Origin of the sequence: Endozoicomonas sp., assembly GCF_051008435.1 — a bacterium.
Taxonomy (GTDB): Bacteria; Pseudomonadota; Gammaproteobacteria; order Pseudomonadales; family Endozoicomonadaceae; genus Endozoicomonas_A.
Genome location: NZ_JBPCXO010000470.1, coordinates 1 through 25,503 on the forward strand (window position 1 = coordinate 1; position 25,503 = coordinate 25,503).

General features: G+C 48.6%; 21 protein-coding genes. 14 read left to right on the plus strand and 7 right to left on the minus strand.

What is annotated here, in order from left to right; genetic code table 11:
• The first annotated feature begins 154 nt into the window (after positions 1–154).
• The 13 genes from ACR2PX_RS23195 to ACR2PX_RS23255 all read left to right on the plus strand — a co-directional run bounded on the left by ACR2PX_RS23195 (position 155) and on the right by ACR2PX_RS23255 (position 16,154).
• Entirely contained in the window at positions 155–1,648 is a 1,494-nt protein-coding gene (locus ACR2PX_RS23195) for a CoA-acylating methylmalonate-semialdehyde dehydrogenase (protein WP_434001724.1), read from the plus strand.
• Positions 1,649–1,667: 19 nt separating this feature from the next.
• Positions 1,668–1,967, plus strand: a complete 300-nt coding sequence (locus ACR2PX_RS23200) for a sodium:solute symporter family transporter (protein WP_434001725.1) — start codon at positions 1,668–1,670, stop codon at positions 1,965–1,967.
• Positions 1,964–3,175 carry a sodium:solute symporter family transporter gene (locus ACR2PX_RS23205; RefSeq protein WP_434001726.1) on the plus strand — a complete coding sequence of 404 codons (1,212 nt, stop codon included), beginning with the start codon at positions 1,964–1,966 and terminating at the stop codon, positions 3,173–3,175. Before ACR2PX_RS23200 ends, ACR2PX_RS23205 begins: the two co-directional genes overlap by 4 nt.
• A gap of 119 nt (positions 3,176–3,294) precedes the next feature.
• Complete coding sequence (locus ACR2PX_RS23210; protein ID WP_434001727.1) at positions 3,295–4,299, plus strand: LysR family transcriptional regulator; 1,005 nt, start codon at positions 3,295–3,297, stop codon at positions 4,297–4,299.
• An 85-nt stretch (positions 4,300–4,384) separates the two neighbouring features.
• On the plus strand, positions 4,385–5,830 hold the full coding sequence (eat, locus tag ACR2PX_RS23215; protein ID WP_434001728.1) for an ethanolamine permease: 1,446 nt from the start codon (positions 4,385–4,387) through the stop codon (positions 5,828–5,830).
• Positions 5,831–5,891: 61 nt separating this feature from the next.
• Positions 5,892–7,265, plus strand: coding sequence for a glutamine synthetase family protein (locus ACR2PX_RS23220; protein ID WP_434001729.1), 1,374 nt, complete (start codon positions 5,892–5,894; stop codon positions 7,263–7,265).
• A 22-nt stretch (positions 7,266–7,287) separates the two neighbouring features.
• Positions 7,288–8,676: an aldehyde dehydrogenase family protein gene (locus tag ACR2PX_RS23225; protein WP_434001730.1), complete on the plus strand. Its 1,389-nt coding sequence runs from the start codon at positions 7,288–7,290 to the stop codon at positions 8,674–8,676.
• Positions 8,677–8,695: 19 nt separating this feature from the next.
• Entirely contained in the window at positions 8,696–9,865 is a 1,170-nt protein-coding gene (locus tag ACR2PX_RS23230; protein ID WP_434001731.1) for an iron-containing alcohol dehydrogenase, read from the plus strand.
• Positions 9,865–10,572 carry a glutamine amidotransferase-related protein gene (locus ACR2PX_RS23235; RefSeq protein ID WP_434001732.1) on the plus strand — a complete coding sequence of 236 codons (708 nt, stop codon included), beginning with the start codon at positions 9,865–9,867 and terminating at the stop codon, positions 10,570–10,572. The genes ACR2PX_RS23230 and ACR2PX_RS23235 overlap by 1 nt, the downstream gene beginning before the upstream one ends.
• Positions 10,573–11,034: 462 nt before the next feature.
• Positions 11,035–11,745 (plus strand): DUF3581 family protein, encoded by a 711-nt coding sequence (locus ACR2PX_RS23240; RefSeq protein WP_434001733.1) that lies wholly within the window; start codon positions 11,035–11,037, stop codon positions 11,743–11,745.
• 316 nt (positions 11,746–12,061) lie between these two features.
• Positions 12,062–13,903 (plus strand): dihydroxy-acid dehydratase, encoded by a 1,842-nt coding sequence (gene ilvD / locus ACR2PX_RS23245; RefSeq protein ID WP_434001734.1) that lies wholly within the window; start codon positions 12,062–12,064, stop codon positions 13,901–13,903.
• Between the two features lie 338 nt (positions 13,904–14,241).
• A complete protein-coding gene (locus ACR2PX_RS23250) occupies positions 14,242–15,258 on the plus strand; it encodes a DNA cytosine methyltransferase (RefSeq protein WP_434001735.1) in 1,017 nt (338 codons plus the stop codon).
• Complete coding sequence (locus ACR2PX_RS23255; RefSeq protein ID WP_434001736.1) at positions 15,255–16,154, plus strand: NgoMIV family type II restriction endonuclease; 900 nt, start codon at positions 15,255–15,257, stop codon at positions 16,152–16,154. The genes ACR2PX_RS23250 and ACR2PX_RS23255 overlap by 4 nt, the downstream gene beginning before the upstream one ends.
• Before the next feature lie 180 nt (positions 16,155–16,334).
• On the opposite strand, the gene ACR2PX_RS23260 is transcribed toward ACR2PX_RS23255, so the two are convergent.
• The 4 genes from ACR2PX_RS23260 to ACR2PX_RS23275 all read right to left on the minus strand — a co-directional run bounded on the left by ACR2PX_RS23260 (position 16,335) and on the right by ACR2PX_RS23275 (position 20,084).
• Positions 16,335–16,958 (minus strand): LysE family translocator, encoded by a 624-nt coding sequence (locus ACR2PX_RS23260; RefSeq protein ID WP_434001737.1) that lies wholly within the window; start codon positions 16,956–16,958, stop codon positions 16,335–16,337.
• 15 nt (positions 16,959–16,973) lie between these two features.
• Positions 16,974–17,591: a LysE family translocator gene (locus tag ACR2PX_RS23265; RefSeq protein WP_434001738.1), complete on the minus strand. Its 618-nt coding sequence runs from the start codon at positions 17,589–17,591 to the stop codon at positions 16,974–16,976.
• Positions 17,592–17,631: 40 nt separating this feature from the next.
• Entirely contained in the window at positions 17,632–19,008 is a 1,377-nt protein-coding gene (locus ACR2PX_RS23270; protein WP_434001739.1) for a sodium-dependent transporter, read from the minus strand.
• Between the two features lie 182 nt (positions 19,009–19,190).
• Positions 19,191–20,084, minus strand: coding sequence for a hypothetical protein (locus ACR2PX_RS23275; RefSeq protein ID WP_434001740.1), 894 nt, complete (start codon positions 20,082–20,084; stop codon positions 19,191–19,193).
• Positions 20,085–20,556: 472 nt separating this feature from the next.
• Here ACR2PX_RS23275 and ACR2PX_RS23280 point away from each other — a divergent pair, with 472 nt between their 5' ends.
• A complete protein-coding gene (locus ACR2PX_RS23280) occupies positions 20,557–21,120 on the plus strand; it encodes a hypothetical protein (protein ID WP_434001741.1) in 564 nt (187 codons plus the stop codon).
• A gap of 33 nt (positions 21,121–21,153) precedes the next feature.
• Here the strand turns inward: ACR2PX_RS23280 and holA are convergent, their stop codons facing one another.
• From holA to ACR2PX_RS23295, 3 genes are all read right to left on the minus strand, one after another.
• Positions 21,154–22,200 carry a DNA polymerase III subunit delta gene (gene holA / locus ACR2PX_RS23285; protein WP_434001742.1) on the minus strand — a complete coding sequence of 349 codons (1,047 nt, stop codon included), beginning with the start codon at positions 22,198–22,200 and terminating at the stop codon, positions 21,154–21,156.
• Positions 22,197–22,760, minus strand: coding sequence for a hypothetical protein (locus ACR2PX_RS23290; RefSeq protein WP_434001743.1), 564 nt, complete (start codon positions 22,758–22,760; stop codon positions 22,197–22,199). The genes holA and ACR2PX_RS23290 overlap by 4 nt, the downstream gene beginning before the upstream one ends.
• A 188-nt stretch (positions 22,761–22,948) precedes the next feature.
• Positions 22,949–25,411, minus strand: coding sequence for an aminotransferase class V-fold PLP-dependent enzyme (locus ACR2PX_RS23295; RefSeq protein WP_434001744.1), 2,463 nt, complete (start codon positions 25,409–25,411; stop codon positions 22,949–22,951).
• Positions 25,412–25,503: the final 92 nt, after the last annotated feature.

Sequence of the window (25,503 nt, forward strand, 5' to 3'; positions counted from 1 at the left end):
CTGATTTGGCCATTTTTTATGATTCTTTTCGTTGAATAGCTCGCTATTCGCCTCAAATAATCATAAAAACTGTCTCAAACCGGACTTTTCCTCGCTACGGTCGGCTAAGTCCGACAGACTCCTAGAATCCTTATTCTCCACTGTGGTCTCCGGTATGTCAGTCAGTCGTCAGAATTTTGTAGGTGGTGTGGGCAGAGATAGTGCTGGTGGCAGAATAATAAAAGTGTTCAATCCAGCGACTGAAGATGAAACCTGTCGTGTACCAGATTCATCCTGGGAGGATGTTGACCTAGCGGTTAAATCGGCAGAAAAAGCACTACCAGGCTGGTCTGAAGTGCCGCCAGTCAGCCGTAGCAGAGTGCTTATGAGGTTTCGTGAACTGCTTGAGAAAAACCGCAGTGAGATCTCCGGGTTAATATCACAGGAACATGGCAAAACCAGAGAGGATGCCAGTGCAGAGCTCAGCAGGGCTATTGATGTGCTGGAATTTGCCTGTGGTATTCCCCAGTTACTGAAAGGTGAGCACTCTCATCATGCTGCCAGCAGCATTGATTGCTGGTCGATGATGTTACCTGTGGGTGTTTGCGCAGGAATTACGCCATTCAACTTTCCGGCCATGGTACCTCTGTGGATGATCTCCATCGCTCTGGCCTGTGGTAATACATTTATCCTGAAACCTTCCGAGAAAGACCCTTCTGCTCCCTCTTTGTTTCCAGAATTACTTCAGGATGCAGGACTTCCTGACGGTGTGTTCAATCTGGTTCATGGTTCTGCTGACAGTGTAAACGCGATTCTGGATCACCCCGGGATTGGTGCCGTCAGCTTTGTCGGTTCTACTCCAGTGGCAAAACATGTTTATGAAAGAGGCTCTGCTGCCGGTAAGAGGGTGCAGGCACTGGGAGGCGCGAAGAATCATGCGGTTGTGTTGCCAGATGCAGATTTGGATCTGGTCGCAGACCAGCTGGCAGGAGCAGCCTATGGAAGTGCAGGGGAGCGCTGTATGGCTATTTCTGTCGTAGTAGCCGTAGGTGATGAAGTGGGTGATCAATTGGCTGACAGATTGAGCGCCCATGCCCGCCACCTGAAAGTGGGGGCGTTTGATACGCAGCCTGATCTTGGCCCCCTGATCAGTATGGAGCACAGGGAAAAAGTTCTGGGACTGGTGGACTTGGGAGTGAAGGAAGGCGCAAGGCTCCTGGTGGATGGGCGGGAGGCTTTTTTTGAAAAAGGCAGTTTTCTGGCTCCATGCCTGTTCGATGCGGTCGAGCCTGATATGGCGATCTACCAGCAGGAAATTTTTGGTCCTGTACTCTGTATTGTCAGAGTGTCTGACTATCAACAGGCGCTGGATCTTATTGCCTCCAATCCATACGGCAATGGAAGTGCAATATTTACCGGATCCGGCAAGCTGGCCAGACATTTCTGTGAGCACGCAGACACGGGGATGGTTGGAGTTAATGTACCCATTCCGGTGCCGGTTGCCTGGCATTGTTTTGGCGGCATCAAACAATCCCTGTTTGGACCGTTGCACATGCATGGACCGGATGGTGTTCGATTCTTTACCCGCATGAGAACTGTCACTGCCCGCTGGCCGGAGAATTTAACCGGGCAGCGAGAGGCAAATTTGAATATTCCTGAGGTTAAATAATCAGCAGAGTTATTCCATCATGAGTCAGTACATTGTTATCGTCTTGTACTTTCTGGGGTTGGGGTTGCTGGGTTATCTGGCATCAAAACGCTTACAGGGGCTGGATGACTTCTTTACTGGGGGCAAACGCCTGGGATATTGGGTGACAGCCCTTTCAACCCAGGCCACGGGTGAGTCAGCCTGGTTGTTATTAGGGTTGACCGGGCTGGCTGCCATGGTGGGAGTCAGTGCGTTCTGGGTGGTTTTGGGAGAGCTGGCAGGCGTTGGTGTTGCCTGGTTTTTGATGGCATCTCCCTTTCATATCCCTTTCATAAAGTGACCGAACGTTGTCAGGCTCTGACAACTACCGATTATTTGCTTCATCGATTTCCGAAGTTTGCGCAGAGGATCCGTTGTGTCTCTGTTGTTGCTCTGGTTATCTTCTGCACGGTTTATGCAGCTGCTGAAATTGATGCAACAGGGGCTGTGCTGGAGCATGCCCTTGGGTGGAATTATTACGCAGGTGTGTTGACCGGTTTTCTGATCGTGACACTGTATTGTGCCTTTGGCGGTTTTCTTGCAGTGGCCTGGACCGATAGCGTTCAGGGAACAATGATGATGCTGGCATTGTTGTTACTTCCTCTCGCGGCCTGGTGGAGTATGAATCTGCCAGAAGGGCTGCTGGCTTCCCTGGACAGTATTGATCCGGCTCTGCTTTCGGCTCTGGGTCCGGGCGATCCGACCATAAAAGGCCTGGAAGTGGTAGGGCTGATCGCCATAGGTTTGGGGTTTGTTGGAACACCTCATATTTTTACCCGCTTTCTGGCGGTCAAAAGTCATAATGAAATTCGTCATGGTCGTTGGGTAGCCATTTTGTATACCCTGCTGGCCGACTCTGCTGCTGTTCTGGCCGGTTTATTAGGCAGGGTCTTGTATACTTCGGCAGAGCAAGCTCCGCACCAAGTGCTGGGAAATGGTGGTCAAAATGTGCTGCCGATGATGACGGAATCCTTCTTTCCCATGTTTATAGTGGGCTTTTATATTGCAGCTATTCTGGCCGCTATTATGTCGACCTTTTCCTCTTTGCTCTTGCAGGCAACCAGCAGTGTTACCTGTGACTGGCTGTACTTTCATCAAAGGCATCAATTGTCAGGCGCTGAAGCCAGGCAACACTCCCGAAACATTACCTGGGGATTGGCTCTGTTGGCTCTGGTGCTGGCTGTGACCGTAACCCGATTTCTCCCTGAGCATACTATCTTCTGGTTTGCGGTCTTTGGCATGTCAGGCATTACGGCAACCTTCTCGCCAATGATGATTCTGGCCATGTTCTGGAAAGGGTTCTCTTCGGCCGGGGCTCTTGCTGCCATGATCTCCGGGGCAGTGATGATTCTGGTGGGTAAGCTGTGGCTTCAGCAGCTGGATGCATTGGGTGTCTATTTTCAGGCTATGGAAACCCTGCCACTGGCTTTTGTTGTTTCCTTATTGTCCGGATGGCTTGCCAGCCTGGCTTGGCCTGATGAGGCACCTGTATTCATTACAGAACCATAAAGGATTTTTTGGTTCTCCAGTCTTAATAAGTAGTTTGCCCTAATTGCTGTGCCAGTTTGCTGACATTGTTGGCAGGAAGTGCTACATCTATCGAAAACAAAAATAACGGATCTAATAAGATGTCATTTCCCTTCGGCTTTGACCTCAAATTGCTTGAGGTATTTGTAGAAGTGGTCAAAACCGGCAATATGTCTCTGGCTGCTCAGAGATTGAATGTAACTCAGTCGTCTATATCGCAATCCATTTCCAATCTGGAGAGTGAGCTGAATGTTCAATTATTGAATCGCTCTGTCCGGCCTATACAAGTGACCTCTAATGGACGTTACTTTTTTGATCGAAGTGTTCGGTTGCTGGAAGAAGCAAGGCAGACCAGTCAAAACCTGCGAGCAGGCCATATTCAACAAATTGATCAGGTTCGAATTGCTTTGGTGGATTCAATGGTTTCCGCCTTTGGCCAGCCTCTTCTTGATACGATAAAACAGCATACCAAGGACTGGAGCATTACTACCGGGCTCTCCCATGTTCATGCCCAGAGACTACTGTCTCACGATGTCGATATTATTATTTCTGATGATGCAGTGAATCACAGTGACGAACTCTCCCGTTATCCTATCCTCCGGGAGCCTTTGTTACTCGTTGTGCCCAGCAGCTATTCCTTTCAGCCAGGAGAGTTTGGTCATTTGCAGGATAATCTTGAAATGGCCCGTTATCCGGAGCATTCCCTGATCGGCCAGACCATTGAACGTCAGCTCACCCGTCTGCAGTTGAATCCCGGAAAAAAACTTCGACTGGATAATACTTTTGCCATCATCAGTATGGTGGCCGCAGAGCGCTGCTGGACCATTACTTCTCCCCTCTGTCTTTATCAATGCTTGAAATGGGCACGGGGCAGAGTTCAGGTACTTCCTTTGCCAGCTTATGTTGATTACAGGGAGCTGACTCTGGTTTGTCGTCGTTACGATTTATGGAATCTGCCAGAAGAGATTGCAGCAAAGAGTCGAACCGTGTTGCAGCAGGAAATTATTCCGGAGCTGATCAACTGGGTGCCCTGGCTTGATAGTTGCATGACCACAGTAGAACTTTCTCACCATACTATTAGGAGAGCTAATAGTACGGCTTTATGAAAAATGATGCTGTTTGTTCTGAACTTTGACTGTTTATAGACTGCAATTCGGAAGTACATCAAACAATAAAAAAAAGGTACTACTCATGCTCGACACCAGTTCCCCTCCTTCAACCCGTTCTGTTGAATATGAACAGGTTTCTGATGATTATCTGAAGCAGAGACAGCTTAAGAAAGGGGCTGCGGGCTGGCTGGTTCTGGCTGGGCTCGGAGTGTCCTATGTAATTTCCGGAGATTTTGCCGGCTGGAACTTCGGACTTCAACAGGGTGGCTTTGGTGGCATGTTTCTGGCAACCATTGTTATGGCCATCATGTATACCTTTATGGTGCTGTCATTGGCAGAGTTGTCTTCTTCATTGCCTACTGCCGGTGGTGGTTATTCCTATGCTCGCCGGGCAATGGGCCCCTGGGGTGGGTATCTGACAGGCACAGCCATTCTCCTTGAATATGCCATTGCGCCGGCAGCGATTGCCGTGTTCATAGGCGGTTATGTGAATGAGCTTTTTGGTTGGGATGGGCCTCTGGTTTACGGTGCCTTCTATGCCGCCTTCATTGGCCTGCATCTGTGGGGAGCCGGAGAAGCGCTTAAAATCATGATGGTCATTACAGGCCTGGCATGTCTGGCCATAGTCGTCTTTATTCTGGGAATGATTCCTGCTTTCGACTTCGACAACCTGTTTAATATTGCAGTGAATGCTGAAGCCACCGGAGCTTCCACTTTCCTTCCCGAAGGTTATATCGGTGTTTGGGCGGCTATTCCATTTGCCATGTGGTTGTTTCTGGCGGTAGAAGGCGTTCCTCTGGCGGCAGAAGAAGCCACGGACCCCAAGAGAGATATGCCCAGAGGGATCATTACTGCTATGGTCGTCCTGCTGCTGTTTGGTGGTCTGGTATTGATTCTTGCTCCTGCTGCTGTAGGCGCTGAATACATGAAAGACCATGCAGCCCCGCTGGTGGGTGCACTGCAACAGGTCTATGGTGAAGGCTCTTACATCGCGACCTTTGTAAACTTCGTTGGGCTTGCTGGTCTGATAGCCTCCTTCTTTTCTATTATTTATGCCTATTCCCGACAGGTTTTCGCCTTGTCCCGCGCAGGCTATTTACCTCGCTTTTTGTCAAAAACCGGTCAGCGGAAAGTACCCACAATGGCTCTGGTGATTCCAGGCATCATTGGCTTTCTGCTGTCTTTGACCGGAGAGGGAGATCTGATGATCACTATGGCTGTTTTTGGGGCCACCATCTCCTATGCCATGATGACTCTGTCTCATATTATTCTGAGAGTGAAAGAGCCAGAGCTGGAGCGTCCTTATAAAACTCCGGGTGGCATCATGACATCCGGGATCGCTTTTGCACTGGCTATTATTGCCTTTATTTCTACCTTTCTAGTGAGTAAGGAAGCGGCCTTCTGGTCTGCGGTCTTCTACGCGGTCATGGTGGCCTACTTCGGTTTATATAGCCGACACCATCTGGTCGCTAAAGCCCCTGAAGAAGAATTCGAAGCTATTGCCAAAGCTGAATCTGAACTGAACTGAGCTGAATAGTTGGGCTCCCAAGGGGCCCATTTCCTGAAGAATAAGAAAAACGAGTATCGATATGCAGAATCCCAGAGATGTTAAAACCATTGATGATGCTAAAAAGATTGTCGAAGAGAGGGGACTCTCTCACGTTAAAGTCGGTCTTTTTGATAATGATGGGATCATGCTCGGAAAATACATGAGCAAGTCCAAGTTCTTTTCAGCTCTGGAAAGTGGCTTTGCCTTCTGCGACGTTATCCTCGGCTGGGACAGTAAGGATCAGCTCTACGACAATGTAAAATACACCGGCTGGCATACCGGATATCCTGATGCTCCTGTCAGAGTTTTACCGCACTCCTGCCGGGAAATTCCTTTTGAAAATGGCATGCTGCTGTTCATGGCAGAATTCAAGGATCAGGCAGAAGCCTTGTGTCCGAGAGGCACATTGAGGCGGGTCATTGAAAAAGCAGCAGAGCTGGGCTTTGATGCTTGTGCGGCTCTGGAATATGAGTTTTTTATGTTCCAGGAGACTCCGGAATCCGTTCGGGAAAAAGGGTTTCGAAACCTAAAGCCACTGACGCCTGACTGGTTTGGTTATTCCATGATAAGAAACTCAGTGCACTCGGATCTTTATCACCAAATACTGGAAATGGCTGAGGTGATGGATTTTCCTATCGAAGGCATTCATACGGAAACCGGGCCAGGAGTGATTGAGGCGGCCATCGCAGTGGATTCAGCGGAGAACGCTGCAGACAAAGCGGCACTGTTTAAAACGTTTATGAAAGTGCTGGCACAGCGCAATGAACTGATGGCGACCTTTATGGCCAAGTGGTCACCCGATTATCCTGGGCAGAGTGGGCATATTCACTTGTCTTTGTTTAACCGAAAAGATGGAAAATCGGCTTTCTTTGACCCTAACCAAAAACACAATGTTAGCCAGATACAGAGGCATTTTATCGCTGGACTGCAACGGTTGATGCCGGAATTTCTGCCTATGATTGCGCCTACCGTCAATAGTTACACCCGACTCATCCCGGGCTTCTGGGCACCTACCGATGCGACCTGGGGCGTTGAGAATCGAACCACGGCTTTGCGTGTCATTCCCGGCTCTGATAAGTCTCAGAGGGTGGAGTACCGACTGGGGTCAGCGGATGCTAATCCTTATCTTTCGCTTGCCGCTGCATTGGCTTCTGGCCTTCAGGGCATTATTCACCAATGGGAGCCCGAGGAGCAGGTGAAGGGTAATGCTTACGAGCAGGATCACTCACCGGAGCTGGCTCTTCCGTCAACGCTTTGGGAGGCAGCCCAAAAATTCAAGCAATCCGAAGCAGCCCGAACTATGTTTGGTGATACTTTTGTTGAGCACTATGCGGCTTCCAGGGAGTGGGAGGAGCGGGAATTCAGAAAACATATTACAGATTGGGAAATGGATCGTTACTTCGAAATTATCTGATCACTTCCAACGGTTAAGAACAATGAATAAAACACAGATCACCCTTTCTCCGGTGGATGGTTCGGTTGTTGCTGAACGTCCATTGGCAGATGTTTCACACATCAATCAGGCTTTGGCAAAAGCTGAGAAAGCTCAGCTTGACTGGCAAAGTACTGCCCTTGAGGATCGACAACGGATTTGCAGCAGAGCGGTGGATCTTTTTGTCGTCAAGAAAGACGACATTGCCAGTGAAATCACCTGGCAGATGGGCAGGCCCATCCAATATTCTGCCGGTGAGGTGGCAGGGTTTGAAGAGCGGGCCCGCTATATGATTGAGGCATCCAGTGAAGGATTAAAGCCTGTTTCAGTGCCTGAAAAAGAAGGTTTTACCCGTTACATATGCAAAGAAGCGCTGGGTGTTGTACTGGTTATTGCTCCCTGGAACTATCCCTATTTGACCGCTATCAACAGCATCATGCCCGCTTTGCTGGCAGGTAACGCTGTACTTCTGAAACATTCTGCACAAACCCCTCTCTGTGCTGAGCGCATGGTTGAAGCATTTCTGGAGGCAGGTTTGCCTGAAGGGCTGTTTCAATATCTTCATATGTCCCATGACAATACGGAGTATCTGATTCAGTCTGATGCCATCAAACATGTGGCTTTCACAGGTTCTGTTCCTGCTGGAGCAACCGTTGAAAAAGCGGCTGCCGGGCGATTCATTGGTATGGGCCTGGAGTTAGGTGGAAAAGACCCGGCTTATGTCAGAGCAGATGCTGATCTGGCTGCAGCGGTGGACACTGTGATTGATGGGGCCTTCTTTAACTCGGGTCAATCCTGCTGTGGCATAGAAAGGGCGTATGTACACGAAGATGTCTATGACACATTTGTTGAAATGGCTATAGCGCAGGTGCAGGGGTATCGACTGGGACGGTCTGATGATCCTGAAACCACTCTGGGTCCTCTGGTGAAAAACAGTGCTGCTGATTTTGTCAGGGGGCAGGTGGCAGAGGCTGTTTCTCTGGGAGCTGTCGCCCATATTGATTCGGCCCTGTTTCCAAAGGATGAGCAGGGTACGGCCTACCTGGCTCCTCAATTGTTGACCAATGTGAATCACGATATGCGGGTTATGACCGAAGAGAGCTTTGGGCCGGTATTAGGGGTTCAGAAAGTCACCTCCGATGAGGAAGCGGTTTGTTTGATGAACGACAGTGAGTTTGGTCTGACAGCTTCTATTTTTTCAAAAGATATTGAGCGGGCGGTTGAGCTGGGTCGTCAGGTTCAAACGGGCACTTTTTTTGTCAATCGTTGTGACTATCTTGATCCGGCTCTGGCCTGGACCGGTATCAAAAATTCAGGTCGCGGTTGCACTCTGTCAGTGCTGGGTTTTGATGCCCTGACCCGACCAAAATCCTTCCACATCAAGCACGGATAATGCAGTAAGGAGATGTAATATGAGTATTGAACAGTACACTGCTAACTGGAATTTTCCGACAGCTGTCCGTGCCGGTGCTGGCCGCATTAATGATCTGCCGGCAGCCTGTGTTGAACTGGGGATGAAAAATCCAGTCATTGTTACCGATCCGGGATTGTCCGGGTTACCCATGATTAAAGAAGCTCAGGCTTTGGTCAGCTCTGCGCTTCTGGGGTGTGGATTGTTTTCTGCGATTAAAGGCAATCCAACCGGTGATCATGTGTCTGCGGGTGTAGCCGCCTGCAAGGCAGGAAATCATGATGGTGTGATTGCTTTCGGCGGAGGTTCAGCACTGGATGCGGGCAAGGCCATTGCATTGATGGTTGGGCAAAGTCGCCCGATCTGGGATTTTGAGGATGTGGGTGATAACTACCTAAGGGTGAATGAAGCGGGAATGCTACCTGTTGTAGCGGTGCCTACCACCGCCGGAACCGGCTCAGAGGTTGGGCGCGCTTCAGTGATTACCCATCAGGATGAGCGGGTAAAAAAGATTATTTTCCACCCGAATATGCTGCCTGACATTGTTATTCTTGATCCGGAGCTGACCTGTGGCTTACCCGCCAAACTCACTGCAGCTACCGGAATCGATGCCCTGTCTCACAATCTGGAAGCCTATTGTTCGCCTTTCTATCACCCTATGGCACAGGGCATCGCACTGGAAGGCATTCGTCTGGTAAAAGATTATCTACCCAGGGCGGTCGCAGAGGGCAATGATCTGGAGGCCAGAAACCATATGCTGGTGGCCTCCAGCATGGGAGCAACAGCCTTTCAAAAAGGTCTGGGTGGCATGCACGCCCTGGCACATCCACTGGGTGCTTTATACGACGCTCATCATGGGTTGTTGAATGCGATTCTGATGCCTTATGTTCTAAAGGCTAATAAAACAGCCATCAGTGATAAGTTGTCCGCTCTCAGTCGTTATATTGATTTGCCTGCTCCGGGCTTTGACTCTTTCTTCAACTGGGTGATAGAGCTCAGGCAACAACTGGAAATCCCCAATACACTGGCAGATATCGGTATTGATGATAGTCAGCTGGATAAAGTCGGTCGGATGGCGTTTGTAGATCCTTCGGCAGCCGGAAACCCAATCCCTTTTTCTGCGACTGAATATCAACAGATATGCCAGGATGCTATTGGAGGAGATCTGTGATGAAAGTCGGTCTGCTGTTATGCGATGACGTTAATCCAGCTCTGCAGGTGGCTCACAAGAATTATCCGGACATGTTTCTGGCGTTGTTGAGGAAGCAGGAACCTGAACTGGAAATGGTCACTTACCGGGTACTGGATGGCGAGATACCGGATACCACCGATGAATGCGATGGCTGGATAATTTCTGGTAGTCGTTACAGTGCATACGACACTTTTTCGTGGATACCGTTGTTGGAAGCGTTCGTCCGGAAGTTGTATGAAGATCGCTGCATGCTGGCCGGTATCTGTTTTGGTCATCAGATAATGGCAACCAGCCTTGGAGGGAAAGTGGAGCTTTCTGAAAAAGGTTGGGGGGTTGGTATATCCTACAATCGTATCACTCAGCAGGGGAGCTGGATGCAGCCTGCTGTTCAGGATTTCAAATTACTGGTCAGTCACAGGGATCAGGTAACTCGTTTACCTGACTCGGCTGAAGTGCTGGCAGGCAGCGACTTTTGCCCTAATTATATGCTGCAGTATGGAGTGCATTTTCTCAGTATTCAGGGACATCCGGAATTCAGTAAATCTTACTCCAAAGATCTGATGAATTCTCGTCGGGATTCTATTCCTCATGACCGGGTTACCCAGGGAATAGATTCTCTGACAGAAGATCCTGACAGCGATTTGATGGCACAATGGATAATGCAGTTTTTCAAGCAGAAACCATGAGGTATCTCTTAACCCGAAACTTCATAAACCGATTTTAATTTGGACAAATGTTCCAATTAACTCGATGCTGTATGAAGTGTTCGGGTTGAATAGAGAAATGACCTATACCCATCGCCTTTCAAGTTGCTACGTTGTTGTCAGCGTTCGCTCACCCCGATCACCTACTACTCGTACGCTCACGGGGATTCGCTCTCTTGCCGCCTAGTAGCAACTTGAAATCCAATGGGTATATTAATCAACTCTCTACATAAATGTTTGAGCCGCTGAAACAAACGGCTACGTTTTAGCAACAGTAGTCTTGTTCAGGTTTGGCGTATGATGTCAGCCAGATACCAAATATTCAGGGAATTCTCTGGCTATTTACAGAAAGTGATTCTCATTGTCTTGAGGAAGTTAAAGTCAATCTGAAATGGATTGAGCCTCGGTCAGTCTCCAGGCCGGCCAGGCCAACAGAATAACATTATGTTTTTAGATCAATATTGTACCGAGCTGGAAAATAGCCAATTCTCCTTTACTCGTCAGCAGTCCAGTGACTTTGCCAAGAAGGTCGCCAACGACTTTAATCCGCTGCACGATGTAGACACCAAAAAGTTCTGTGTTCCAGGCGATCTGCTGTTTGCCAAAGTCCTGAGCTCTGAGGGACTGTATCCGAACATGAGGGTGACCTTCAGCGGTATGGTCAGCGATGGCCTGGCTTTGACAATCTCTGATGCCGGGAATGGAGACAAAATCATTTGTGACCAGAACGCGAAGGAGTATCTCAGGGTTGAGCACAGCGGCGAGCAAAGTAACGATGCCGATCTGATTGCAAAACTGGTCAAGGCCTATGTGGCGTTTTCAGGTGAAAACTTCCCTCATGTGCTGGTGCCGTTGATGAAAGAGAAGAACGTCATGATCAATGTGGCACGTCCTCTGGTCATCTACGAAACCATGTCGGTTCACCTTGAGACGGTGAACCTGAACGACCCGGTGATCGAAGCTTCCCAGTCTCATCTTGAAGTGAACGGTAAGCGTGGCAATGTCACGCTCGGGTTTATCTTCAAGGATGGTGGAAAAGTGGTGGGAGAAGGCAAGAAAACCATGGTACTGGCCAATCTGAGAGAATATGACCAGCTTACCATCGACAATATGGTCGACGAGTACAATCGTCGCCGAATAGAACACGCAGCTTAAATTTGCTGCGTTTTCATCCTAAACAGCCATGAGCCGACAGTGCCGCTCACCTCGAACCATGAAAATGACTACAGAGCCCGAAATAGCGGCATTTTCATAGTAAATAGCCCACCGGGAGCCTATTCGGCTCCCATCATTCTGTTATACTCCCGAATCCGCCAAGGAAGACAATAAAGAGGTTGTCTGGAAAGCACTGGGTCGTAAAAATCCATAAAGAACGGCAAATTACTTGATACCTCGCCCTCTACTTTCCAGACAGCCTCTTAACCTTCAGGATAAGAACCAGAGAACAGCCGGATAGAAAGGACAGAGAGTCATGCCTGCATACCGTTCAAGAACTTCGACCCATGGTCGTAATATGGCTGGAGCCCGCTCGCTTTGGCGCGCTACGGGTATGAAGGATGATGACTTCAAAAAGCCTATTATTGCCGTTGCTAACTCCTTTACCCAGTTTGTTCCTGGCCATGTTCATCTGAAAGACATGGGACAACTGGTAGCCAGAGAAATTGAAAAGCACGGTGGTGTGGCGAAAGAGTTTAATACCATTGCTGTCGATGACGGCATCGCGATGGGGCATGATGGCATGCTCTACTCTCTGCCCAGCCGTGACATTATTGCAGACTCCGTTGAGTACATGGTTAATGCCCATACTGCCGATGCTCTGGTCTGTATTTCCAACTGTGACAAGATCACCCCGGGGATGCTGAATGCAGCCATGAGGCTGAATATTCCGGTGATCTTTGTTTCCGGTGGTCCTATGGAAGCAGGCAAGACCAAGCTGGCTCAGCACGGTCTGGATCTGGTTGATGCCATGGTCATTGCAGCCTCTGATGCCGATGATGAAACGGTGGCTGAATATGAGCGTTCAGCTTGTCCGACCTGTGGTTCCTGTTCCGGTATGTTTACCGCAAACTCTATGAACTGTCTGACAGAAGCTCTGGGCCTGTCGCTGCCAGGCAACGGTTCCATGCTGGCTACTCACGCTGATCGTGAACAGCTGTTCCTGGAAGCCGGTCGCCGAATCGTTGATATCACCAAACGTTACTATGAGCAGGATGACGAATCGCTTCTGCCTCGTTCCATCGCCAATTATAAAGCTTTCGAAAATGCAATGAGTCTGGATATCGCTATGGGCGGTTCCACGAACACCATTCTGCATTTATTGGCTGCTGCCCAGGAAGCGAGTATCGATTTCACCATGAAAGACATCAATGCTCTGTCTCTTAAAGTGCCTCAGTTGTGCAAGGTTGCGCCTAATATCCAGAAATACCATATGGAAGATGTTCACCGTGCAGGTGGGGTGTTTGGTATTTTGGGTGAGTTGGATCGGGCTGGTTTGTTGAACAACGATATACCGACGGTTCACAGCGAAACGATGTCTGCAGGTCTGGCTAAGTGGGATATCAAGCAAACCGATGACGAATCAGTACTGACCTTCTTTAAAGCAGGCCCAGCTGGTATTCGCACGACGCAAGCATTCAGTCAGGCAACCCGCTGGCCTACTGTGGACGATGATCGTGAAACGGGTTGTATCCGTACACTGGAGCACGCCTACAGCACTGAAGGGGGTCTGGCCGTTCTGACGGGTAACATTGCCCTTGATGGCTGTGTGGTAAAAACGTCGGGTGTGGACGACAGTAATCTGGTTTTTGAAGGGCCTGCTCATATCTGTGAAAGTCAGGAAGATGCAGTCAGTGATATTCTGGAAGGACGGGTTAAATCCGGTGACGTTGTCATCGTCCGCTACGAAGGCCCTAAAGGTGGCCCGGGCATGCAGGAGATGTTGTACCCAACCAGCTACCTGAAATCCAAAGGTCTGGGCAAAGAATGTGCACTTCTGACAGATGGCCGTTTTTCTGGTGGTACTTCAGGCCTCTCCATTGGACATGCTTCTCCTGAAGCAGCTGCTGGCGGAAATATTGGTTTGGTGGAAAAGGGCGATATCGTTCGCATTGATATCCCTAACCGTACCATTGACGTGCAGTTATCCGATGAAGAGCTGGCTGAGCGTCGTACTCAAATGGAATCAAAAGGCAAAGCTGCCTGGAAGCCTATAAAAGAGCGTCCACGGAAAGTTTCTGCTGCACTGAAAGCGTATGCGGCAATGGTGACCAGTGCTGATAAAGGCGCTATTAGAGACGTTTCTCTTCTGGACTGATCATGATGCACGGAATGACAGGCTTTGAAAGCCTGTCATTCGCCCTCTGAAATGACTCCCACCTACTGCATTGATTGTTCGAAAACGAAAAGTTCAAATGCTTTGTATCGAAGGAACGCGTTTTCGAGCAGACCGCTATTTCTATTATTCTCACCCATTGTTTGAGGTACTGATCGTTTGCAACGACCAGTTGTCCTATCTCTTTGACCAGAGTCGTTGTAGGCCGTCAGTATCTGCGGGCTATTTGGTGGTCTTAGACCAGATTATTCTCCCGTATTCTCTTAGTTACCTCTCTTTTGTTAGAATGGATTTATTTAAGTAACTACAAAGGGCGATAAATGATAGCGATCGAAATGTGTGCTGGTGCAGGAGGTCAGGCGCTGGGGTTACATGAAGCAGGCTTTCAACATGCGGCACTTATTGAAATCGATCATCATGCGTGTGAAACCTTACGACTGAACAATAGGCAGCTCAGCCTTGGCTGGGGTGATATTATCGAAGCTGATCTAAAGGAGTTCGCCAAGTCATCGGCTGATTTTGCTGGCCGTGTTGATCTTGTTGCCGGTGGAGTTCCTTGCCCTCCCTTTAGCAAAGCTGGTCAGCAACTAGGACATGAGGATGAGCGCGACCTATTTCCCACTGCTATACAAGTCGTAAAGAAGGTAAAGCCAAGAGCAGTAATGCTTGAGAATGTCCCCGGACTCTTTGAAGAAAAATTCCGCTGGTATCGAGACAAGATATCTGCCGAACTTGCCGCTATGGGGTACAAAAGCGAGTGGAAGTTGCACCAAGCCAGTGATTACGGCGTGCCACAGCTCAGGCCTAGGGTTATTTTGGTTGCAATGCCTCAAGAGGACTTCCAGCATTTTACTTGGCCGAAACCAATAACGGACACCGCAACTGTTGGTGATGTTCTATATGACCTGATATCAGAGGGCGGCTGGGAAGGTGCAGACACATGGCGAGAAAAAGCCAACAGGATTGCCCCTACTTTAGTCGGTGGTTCTAAAAAGCATGGCGGGCCTGACCTCGGGCCTACTCGGGCTAAACGCCAATGGCGTGAGCTGGGCGTCAATGCCCACCGGTTGGCTAATGATGACGAGATTCCGGGAGAAGGCTTCAAGGGAGCCATGAAGCGTGATGGCTCTATTCAAGAAGGTTGTGAAAATATGCCACTCCTGAATGTTAGGATGACCGCAAGGATACAAGGCTTTCCCGATGACTGGAGCTTCTACGGCAGCAAAACTCATGCATATCGCCAAGTAGGAAATGCCTTTCCTCCCCCTGTTGCTAAGGCTATTGGGTTGCAGATTATCAAAGCATTACGTGCTGAGTCCAAGGAATTTGCTGCATGAGCATACTATCTGAAGAAAGAGCTGCTTTTCACCGTTACCTAATCGAAAACGAAATTCTTACACACGCTCCCTTTTCCAAGTTTGATGCTAGCTATATATGTAGCAATGCTGACAACGGCCAGAAGCATAGCGTTCTGGTTGCAAACCTTTTGGCCGCCAAGATTGCCAAAAAAGCAGGCGTGACACTTGTAGAGCGCAAAAAGAAAGACGGCCAGACGCTCGGGAATGAGTTTGAGGAAGCTTGTACTTTATATCTGCAAAAAACTTTCCTGAAGCTGAGCAGCCTTAGGCCAGGGAGCTGGGAAGTTCAGAAGATCAATAGCAGGAAGCAATCTGTACTCGGTAGATATGAGCAATACACACACCTTGCAGAACTGGGCCGCTTAGCTTCTGAATATTCAGAGCTGCGTAACTTCTTGGGCGACGGTTACACAGTTGCTCCTGATGTAATCATCGCTCGGGCTCCTGAATGTGACGAAGTAATAAATAAAGAGATAGATATTGTTGATAGCGACTCTTGTCACCAAGCAATGCTCAGGGCTGTAAACCATAAGAACGATATTGCTCAAATTCTTCATGCAAGCGTATCTTGCAAGTTCACTATGAGGTCAGACAGATCACAGAATACTAGAACAGAAGCATTGAACCTTATAAGAGCTAGAAAAGGGCGCTCTCCACATATTGTATCCCTAACCTCTGAACCTACGGCCAGCAGGATTGCTTCTCTTGCTCTTGGTACTGGTGATCTGGATTGTGTTTATCATTTTGCTTTATATGAGCTGCGCGAGGCTCTGGTTGAGCTTGAAGCGGATGATGCCCTTGACCTGCTGGAGTCCATGGTTGATGGGAAAAGACTGAAAGATATCAGTGACCTGCCCCTTGATTTGGCTGTATAACAAACAAAAACCATGATTACTCTTTTTGGAATACCTAATTGCGAGCAGTCGCTGGTGCCATAGGCAGGGAAGAGAGTAGTGAAACTGAGTATATTTTAATTTTCGTAGGTCGTATTTCGGGGCTTTTAATAAGTAGCAGAGCTGTGGCAGAAGATTAAAAATGCACTAAGTATTCCGGGGTTAGAAAATCAACACATCAGCCAGTAATTTCATTGCCATTAACATGAGAAAAATACCGAGCATCTGATTTGTTTGTTTGAGCTGCTTACACAACAGCTGTTTTATGACGTGCTGTGTCGCAAGCAGAACAACCAGTGTATACCAGATGAAATCACACAACATCCTGGCTAATGGCATGATGATGCGCTCAGCCAGAGAAGTCTTATCATGGATAAACTGGCTGAAAATGCTCAAATAAAAGAAGGCTGTTTTTGGGTTTAAAGTAGCGGAAAGAAAGCCTTCTTTGACCGACTGGCCCATTGGAATAAGCTGGCTTTGCTCCGCTGTTTCAAAGTGGTACCCGGACTTCCTGAAAGTTTGTATACCCAGCCAGAGAATATACAGCGTACAAATCAGGCTAAGTCCTTGATACAGGACTTTCGATCCCACTATTAACACTGATAGACCCAGAGCCGTAGCAAAAGCATAGGTCAGAATGCCAATAGAGTGGGCCGCTACACAAAGCAAGCCCTGTGTTCTTGAACCTTGAATCGTATTTCTAAGAATAACGGCGGTACTAAATCCGGGCGACACTGTTGCGGCGATACAGATGCTCAGGAAGGTCAGCCAGTCAGACAGGCCCATCAGGTTTGTCCAGGGTCACATCATCAAAATTCTCAATGCGACAAGAATCAGCAAGCCACCACACAATCGACTAACCAGTGTCGCTCTTTTTCTCAGTGCAGGGAGAATGCTGGAGTGTCCTGCTACTCCCGCAATCAGGCAGTACCATAAACCATCACACAGGGTAGCCATAAGGGCCATTAGCAGCTGAGTGGTCAGAGTAGTTTCCGGTGTAACGAACTGACTGAACAGAGCCAGAAAAAAGACGGCAATCTTGGGGTTGAGAAAAGAGATTAGAAAACCGTCAAGGGCTGCCTGACGACGAGACAGGGATGACGAGTGTTCCTTTGATACGTCACCAATGAATGTGCCACTGGAACGGATAGCCTTGTAACCCAGCCAGGACAGATAAGCGGCACCCAGCCAGGTCATCAGCTTAAACAACCAGGGTGTTTGGGTGATAACTACAGCCATACCAGCGGCTACCAGAAAAGCATAGATGCCAATGCCGACAGCATGGGTTATAGCAGTAATGAGTCCATGGTTTCTAGAACCTTGAAGTGTACTTTTCATGACAGCTGCCAGGCTGGGGCCAGGTGATATTGCCCCAAGGATGCAAACTGCCAAAAGCGATAACCAGGACGATGCGCTCATAAATCCGACTTCATATAAAAAAGCTGTGCAGTATAGGAGATCAGAGGTTACTCAGGAAGAGTATCAAGATCAGACCCGGGCAGATGGTCCTGATATACCAGGGCCAAATTTTCCAGAACAGGCTTTTCTGGATTTCAGGAAAACCCTGGCTCAACTCCTTGAGCAAGCGATTCTGTCGCATTACCCAACTGCCATAAATAGCAATCATGAAGCAAAGAACCGGTTGCAGGTACTGTGTGGCCAGCTTAACCGCCAAACCCAGAAGCGTTTCCAGGTGATAAATGATTAAAACCGAGATGCAGGCTGAAATCACAGTAATGCACCAACTGGCTCGATGACGGCTGAAAGAAATTTTCTCCACCAAACACGCTACCGTAGGCTCTATCAGGGAGATAGAGGAGGTCAGGGCCGCTATAACCAGTAATATGAAGAAAGCCATGGCAACCAGTTGCCCCAGCATCCCCAGTTGGTTAAACAGTGTTGGCAAGACGTTAAACACCAGAGTGTCTGCACTGTGGAGTTGCCCGTCCGGTGAATAGATCTCTATCCCCTGCTGCATAGCTGCGTACATGCAGGGAATAATCAGCATGCCGGCCATAAAAGCCACTGAGCTATCAACCAGGGCTACCTGGAAGGCAGTCAGAGGAAGGTTGGCCTTTTTATTCAGGTAAGATCCATAAACCATCATACAGCCAACGCCCAGGGACATAGAGAAGAAGGACTGGCCCAGTGCTGATATCAGCAGTTTCTGATCGAACAGTTTGGAAAAGTCCGGAATCAGGTAGGTTTTCAGGCCTTCTATTCCACCGGGTCGGGTAAGGGCGAATACGATGAGCACGGAGAGAATAATAAACAGTGTCGGCATCAACCGGTTACACCAGCGCTCAATGCCATCTTTGACTCCGCCGGTGACAATTAATGTCGTCAGGGCCATGAAGATCAGAGTGACCAGAACCGTTGAATAAAAATTGAAGTCGGTCAACCAGCTGGCCACTTCATGGAAGCCACTTAACTCAAAAACCGGGGCCAGAGAAAAGCCCACGAACCAGCCTCCGACAATACTGTAGAAGCTGTATATTAGAGTCAGCGTTACCAGTCCCATGATACTGGTGAGCCAGCCAAGCCTGCTGACCCAGCGCCTGCTATCCAGTTGGGTCATGGCTGTGACAGAGTTCGACTGGCTATAACGTCCTATGGTGAGCTCTGCCACCAGTGTGGGGTAGGCAAGAATGAACGAAAAGCAGAGATAGACCAGAACAAAAGCTGCTCCGCCATTTTGTGCCGTTTGAGTTGGAAAGCTCCAGATGTTACCCACACCCACTGCGCAGCCGGCAGCAGCAATAATAAAGCCCAGTCTGCTACTGAACTGGCCTCGATGACTGGCAGTCGTCTGGATGCTGTTGCAGACTTCTGGCAAGGTGGGTCTCCTTTAATCAGACATTCCATTCAGGGACTATCAGTCCACCTACTTATTGTTGAAGGCAGTTTCTCCGTGGTCTGATGAGCAGGCTTGAACCGCTTTTATTGGGGTGGGAAACTGCTGGATCAGCAAACCTCAAAACTATAGCAGCGATTTTGAGGTTTGCTTTTGGTTTACGTCTACTTATTGGGGCGTATGAAGAGGAGCGGTTTGCCTTTTTCCAGCAGATAGGGGTAGGCAATGGTTTTGTTATCGTCTCCTATACCCACCTCATTGGGTGCCATATAGAAGTAAACCCATCCCGGCAGGCGGGCACTCAACTTCTGGTAAAAGACGTTCTCACTGATGCTTTTCATTCCTTCACCTTCGGTGATGGACAGTCTCGGGAATGAATCATCATCCATGGCCGAAAAGTACCAGGAGGGTTCTCCCGCCATACTGAAATAGGAAAACGGCGGAGCCCGGTCTACGGGTCTTGGAACCGGAACATACAGGCTCAAGACACAGTTCATGCGGGCAAAAGAGCAGTTAGCACCGGTCTGTTCAAGATACCACTGTTTGAAAGCCAGACCATTATGCTGATAAGGCGTTTTTACCGGTTTGTACTTGTAGTTCATGTCGTTCAGGATGGTCAGGGCTGAACGGGTGAGCATGACTTCAAGCGTATTCCGGGCTTCGATCTCATCCTTGGCCATGGCAACAGGCATCCAGGCAAACACCCGGTGATGGTCATAATGGCTTGCGCCAGGTACTGTCCATCCCCAGTAGAAGTGTTCAAAAGCGCCATAAGGTTTGACGTTGACACCCACTACACCACTGGCGGCACCGTAAGCTGGATGGGAGACATTACCCAGTTTGTAGTCCTGGAGTTTGCCTTCCTTGCCATAGGCTCCGGCAGGTAATTGCTGGTCGTGCACTTGTTTACGCATGCCACCAGAATAAGTCAGGTTTTTTGCCTTGGACCATTTCTCGTTATAGGCCCCTTTATGATTCTTGCCTGGCATGTTTAAGGCACAGCCTGCTATCAGCAATGCAGCGGCTGCTCCCAGCAGGTTTCGGAAAATCATATCCATACACTCCTGTGCGCGGTTTCGGATCTCTCGAACCATCGGCCCTGCTATAGAAGCCTTTATAGAAGTTGTTTGCTTGTCGCAAATGCTTCTAGTAAGTGGGGTTGTTTAGTACAATAGGTAATCACCAGCTGTGCTTTTTTGAGGGGAAAAATACAGCCTATATTGAATTTGAATCAAACCTGCCTGAATTTTGACCCGAGCGAATTGAATCATCGGGGCATTTTAGTGAGTGCTGACAGGGTTTGTAGCGAGTTCAATTATCTTCCGCAGATATAATTAGAGTGCTATTTCTTTTAAACACTCAGCAATGAATCATTCCCCTTATCGGGTAAAAAATGACCTGCCTGTACCTTTTTAAAGGTTCGGGAGCCATTCTGTGTCCATTATTTCGTTTTTGGGTAATTGAAACTAAGTTGATTATCTGAATATTCTCGAATCGATGAGCCTGTTCTGACAGGTTTTGGTGTAAAGCGTGAAGTATCGACCTTGGGTGATTTTATTTCCGGTACTGCTGCTGTTAATGGCTTGTGATTCCAGACAGGTGCCTGAAAAAAGGGACAAGCTGGATGAAAGCATAGTAGCGCAGATCCTGGATGCCAGAATCAGAGCCATTACTGCGGGAGAGGTGGAAAAAATAAAGGGTTTCTACTCTCCGGATGTGGATTTTAAAGTCACCAATGTCAAAGGCATTCAATTCAATCAGGACTATAAGGTAGTTGAACAGCAGGCAGAGCTGAATGCGACTTATGGTATTGAGTACCGGGAAGAAGTTCTGGAGCGCTTTATATTAATTACGGATGAATTTCAAAAAGCAATTGTTGAACAGCGTGCCCGTGAAACCTGGATTTATCGTGAACGATTTAATGATATAACCGTAGAAGCCATCACCCGAACGGAAATTAAACTGATTCATGGTGTGCCGCAAATTACCAAGGTCAATAAAGTGATTCTGAGTCGCAGTATTCTAAATGAAGATCGACGCACCAGTATGGCAACGTTGAGAAAGGCGGTAGGAATAGAGTGTTGTGGTCAATGAAGCTCATAGGGAGAGCTCCATTGATTTGTCTTTTCAGGCGAGAGTAGGAACAGGCAGACCGGCAAGGTTAAGACTCAGGCTCAATAATTCATCCCAGCTGTTGAGCTTTTCGAGTCCTTTGACGCCCTTGTCGATATGGCCGGTATGAATCAGCATTTGACGAAAAGCGCTTTCACTGTGGCGTCCAATACACTTTTCCAGCAGGCTTTTACGCTTCTTGAGAATAAAGGGTGACATCCCATGGGTTTTTGCTGCCTGTTCGTAAGCAGCATCAGATGGGACTCCACGGGATTTCAATCGACTGAGGTGACTGAGTAACCTGATTTCCCGGGCCAGTGCCCAAAGTACCACTGGGGGCTCAATACCTTCACTTTTCAATCCGCCCAGAACTCTGACGACCGATTTTGGATCACCATTCAATGCGGCATCAGCCAGCTGAAAAACGTCGTATCGGGCACTGTCTGAAACGGCTTCCCTGACGGTTTCAACCTCTATTTTTTTGCCATCAGCCAACAGCTTCAGCTTCTCTATTTCCTGGGAGGCCGCCAGCAGGTTCCCTTCAATACGCTCACAAAGCAGTGAAAGAGCATCCTGACTGGCTTCAAAGCCCTGATTTTTCAGGCGTCGGGCAATCCAGCCCGGCAGCTTGTCATGGTCAATGGGCCAGATGGGGATAAAGAGTCCTTCCTGCTCAAGCGCCTTGAACCATTTTGCTTTTTGACTGGCACTGTCAAGGCGGTCGGTAATGATCAGCAGCAAGTTGTCAGAAGAAGGGTGTTTCAGATATTCCTGAAGTGCTTTTCGACCAGAGTCGCCAGGCTTGCCGTTGGGCATCCTGACTTCCAGGATCTGTTTTTCTGCGAAGAGTGAGAGACTGTTGGCTGCTTCCAGAAAGTCGCCCCAGTCAAAACTGTTGTCGACATGATAAACATGTCGTTCCGTGAACCCCTGTTTTCTCGCCTGTTTCCGGATCTGGTCACAGCATTCCGAAACTTGCAAAGGTTCATCTCCACTGACTATGTAGACGGTGGAGAGTTGTCGTTTGAGCTGGGCACCGAGCTGGTCGGGTCTGATTTTCATTGTTCCGATTCAAGCGCCTCGCGTTCAGCTTCCCGGACTTTGAGAGCACGCTCTTCTTCCTGACGGAGGGCTTCCTCTGAGATGCCTGCCACTCTGCGGACAGTCGTCAGCAAGAGATCCTGACGGAGCTGATCAAAGATGATGTTTTCTTCGCTCTGGGCTGCGTTGGTCAGGTTTTTGTCCTGGAACATATAACGCTCATTGGACAACTCGATAGGACCAAAGAGTTTCAGGCCGTCACTGGTGCTAAGTTGGTAGGTCGCTTTCAGAGTCAGCAGACGTTCGTACTGTCCGGCGCTGGCCTGAGTTTCGTTACTGGTCGTCCGCTTCAGACTGACCAGTTGCAGATGGTAATGAGCATCGTCGGTCATCTCAATGCCATTAAAAGTCAGTGCTTTTTTCAAGTCCCTGATAAAGGGCAGGTCACTGCCTGAGACGGACAGCTGGGCAATCTCACTGGCAATATCAACCTTGCCTCTCAGTTGAAAGCCACAGGCTGTCAAAAGGCTGGTGATCAGTAGCAGGGGCAGAATGGCTCCTGTATGAAAGCGTCTTGTCATGATCTCTCCATATCGCGCTCAGCATTCTATCAGCTCAGGGCTGTTTTACTGTGACCAGGTACTGTGCCAGCGGTGGGACAGTGTTTCAGGGATCGGCATGCTAGCACGCCGATCCCTAAAGGTTAACACTGGAACGGCTGCCTGTGTATCGTTCCGTTCATGACTTTTAGGCTATGTAGCTTTGGATATCAGATCTCGTCCGGGTTGAAGGTCTTCTCCATTGGCAGGCGCATTCGAAGCCCCTTATGGACGATTCTTCGCATATCAATCTTGAACTGTTTTATCTGTTCATCCTTGTCTGCGGTATCCCGGATCAGATAGCCCCCGGCCTGGGCAAAGGCTTTTTTGCTGATTACTTCTTCCAGCTCAACATCTACCCCGCTCACACCGTAAACATTACTTTTAGTAGGTTCTATACCTTTCTGGGCCATTTCTTTTGCGTAGGTAACCGCTTCAGCGATGTCCTTGTTGAACCGCTCAATAAAGTTTTTGCTATCCAATTGGGGGCCTGTGACACAGAAATGCAGGGCTTCTGGATGGTTCAGTCCATTAAAGCGCCACTTCGGTTTCTTTTTGCCCATGTAGTCCTTTATATGATTAACCCTGAAAGTATTGGCTCTGGATTTGAAAGCCAGACACATGGTGTGTTCGCCCATGACATGCAGTTCGGGAAAACTCTGAATGGTTTCCACCATTTTGGCAGCGGTATCGTAGGTTTGCTGTGCCTTGAGCCTGTAACCTTTCTTTCCGTACTTCAGCATGGCTGCCCAGGGAGCTGCGAAGAGGCCTGTTGACATACTGCCTTCCAGATTTGCAACAGCCAGCATGCCACCTTTCCATTCGGTGTCGACAAATGCCAGGTAATCGGACAAGTCACGGTTTCGCATCAATAAAACCGAATTACTCTTCAGAGAGTAGCCGTACTTGTGAGTGTCAACGCTGACACTGGTGACACCGGGCAGTTGGAAATCAAACGGTTTGACATGGGGATACTTTTCCGGATCCAGCCAGGCCAGAATAAATCCACCCAGACAGGCGTCTACGTGAAGACCAATGTCGTATTCCCGGGCCAGGTCGCTCAATTCTGAAAGAGGGTCAATGGTTCCATAGGGGTAGTTGCCTGCTGAACCTACCAAGAGCACCGTTTTTTCAGGGTTGATCAGCCTTCTCACATCTTCCATATCTACGGTGTATGAGGACTCTTCAGTCTCCTCATGAATCTGGGCCACTTTGACGACCAGATCCACAGGGCCTCGTTTGAATGCCGGGTGTGCCGTAGAAGGAATAATGATCTCCGGATTCCTTATGCCCATGGCAACAGCCCGGTCTCTATAAGCCTTCAGGGCGGACTTGATACTCATTGAGCCGCCACTGGTGATGACACCATCGGGTTTACCAAGTCCTTCATCCTGAATGCTGTTTCCGCCCAGAGCTTCCAGCATCATGTTGACCACATTGCTCTCAAAATACATGGCGCTGGGGCTAAGGTCTTTTTGAATAGCATTGGCGTGGGAGAACATGCCAAAGATCTCATTCAGGAAGTCATAATTGGCATGATCGCCACTGTAGACTGAGCCAGACACAGTCCCTTCTTCCCAGAGACCATCTTCATATTTCTTAAAACCGTAAGCGATATTTCTGATTTTCCAGAGAGGCTCCGGTTCTTCAGGAATTTCTTTATAGACCGGTGCGTAATGAGTCATTTCCGGGTATAGCCAGTGTCGTATATAGAGCCATTTCGCATAACCCCAGAGATACATGGGGCCACTTTCCTTGATTTTATGATCATCAACCTTGGCATCTCTGAATTCCAGGACAACATCCAGCATTTTTCGGAGGTTTTTATTATTGGCGAGAAATTTTTCCATTTCATCAATAGTGGCTTCCTTGGTAGCCAACGTTTCCCGGTTCAGAATATGGACGGCCAGCTGCTCTGGCTGATCCGTTTTGTCTGGCTTGAAGTGGAATACGACGGAACTGATGGTTGAGCACCTGGAGCGAGGTTTAATGCCATTAATACGACAATGTTTCTCACCTTTCCAGATCACTGGCTTCTGGAAATTAATGTCTGAATAGGACACTGAGGACAATGTGGCATTGAAAACGGGAAAGGTTTTGGAATGATAGTCTCCATGCCCATTAATGACTTTTACAAGAGGAGTACCGCTGTCGCTTCCCTGGCAGTTTTCCTTTGAACAGTGCTGGCTTTCCGCTGCGGCGATGAGAGGTTCAATAGAGAAGGGGTCTTCTTCATCGGATGCTTCATGAATGATGGAAGGCACCAGGTAAATATTCAATGTGCCTTTGCCCGGGACTCCGTCCGCTTCAGAACGGAAGAAAGTTGAGCCGTAGCCCTCATCATTCACGGGCCAGGAGAAATCCAGCTTTCGGTCCTGCGTAGGCAGTGTATGGAGTGTCAGGCTGGGAAAATTTTCCTGTTCAACAGGAATAAGGTTGAGTGAGCTGGAAAACTGGCTCTCATTGGGCAGTGAGAGGACTGTGGCCTGACTGATGCCGGACAGGAGCATCAGGCTGGTCAGTGTCAGTATTTTAGGTAGCGATAATACGCTGCAAAAAAGTTTTGGCGTTGATTTGGGGACCATACTCGACAATAGATGATTGATGGTCGGAGGAGGACTGGCGTCTGGCATAGTGTTGCCTGCATTTAATAGACAGAAGCTAGATAGACTAGGCAATGAAATGCAGGGCTTTCGTTTTGCTTACAAACCAATAAGTAATAATA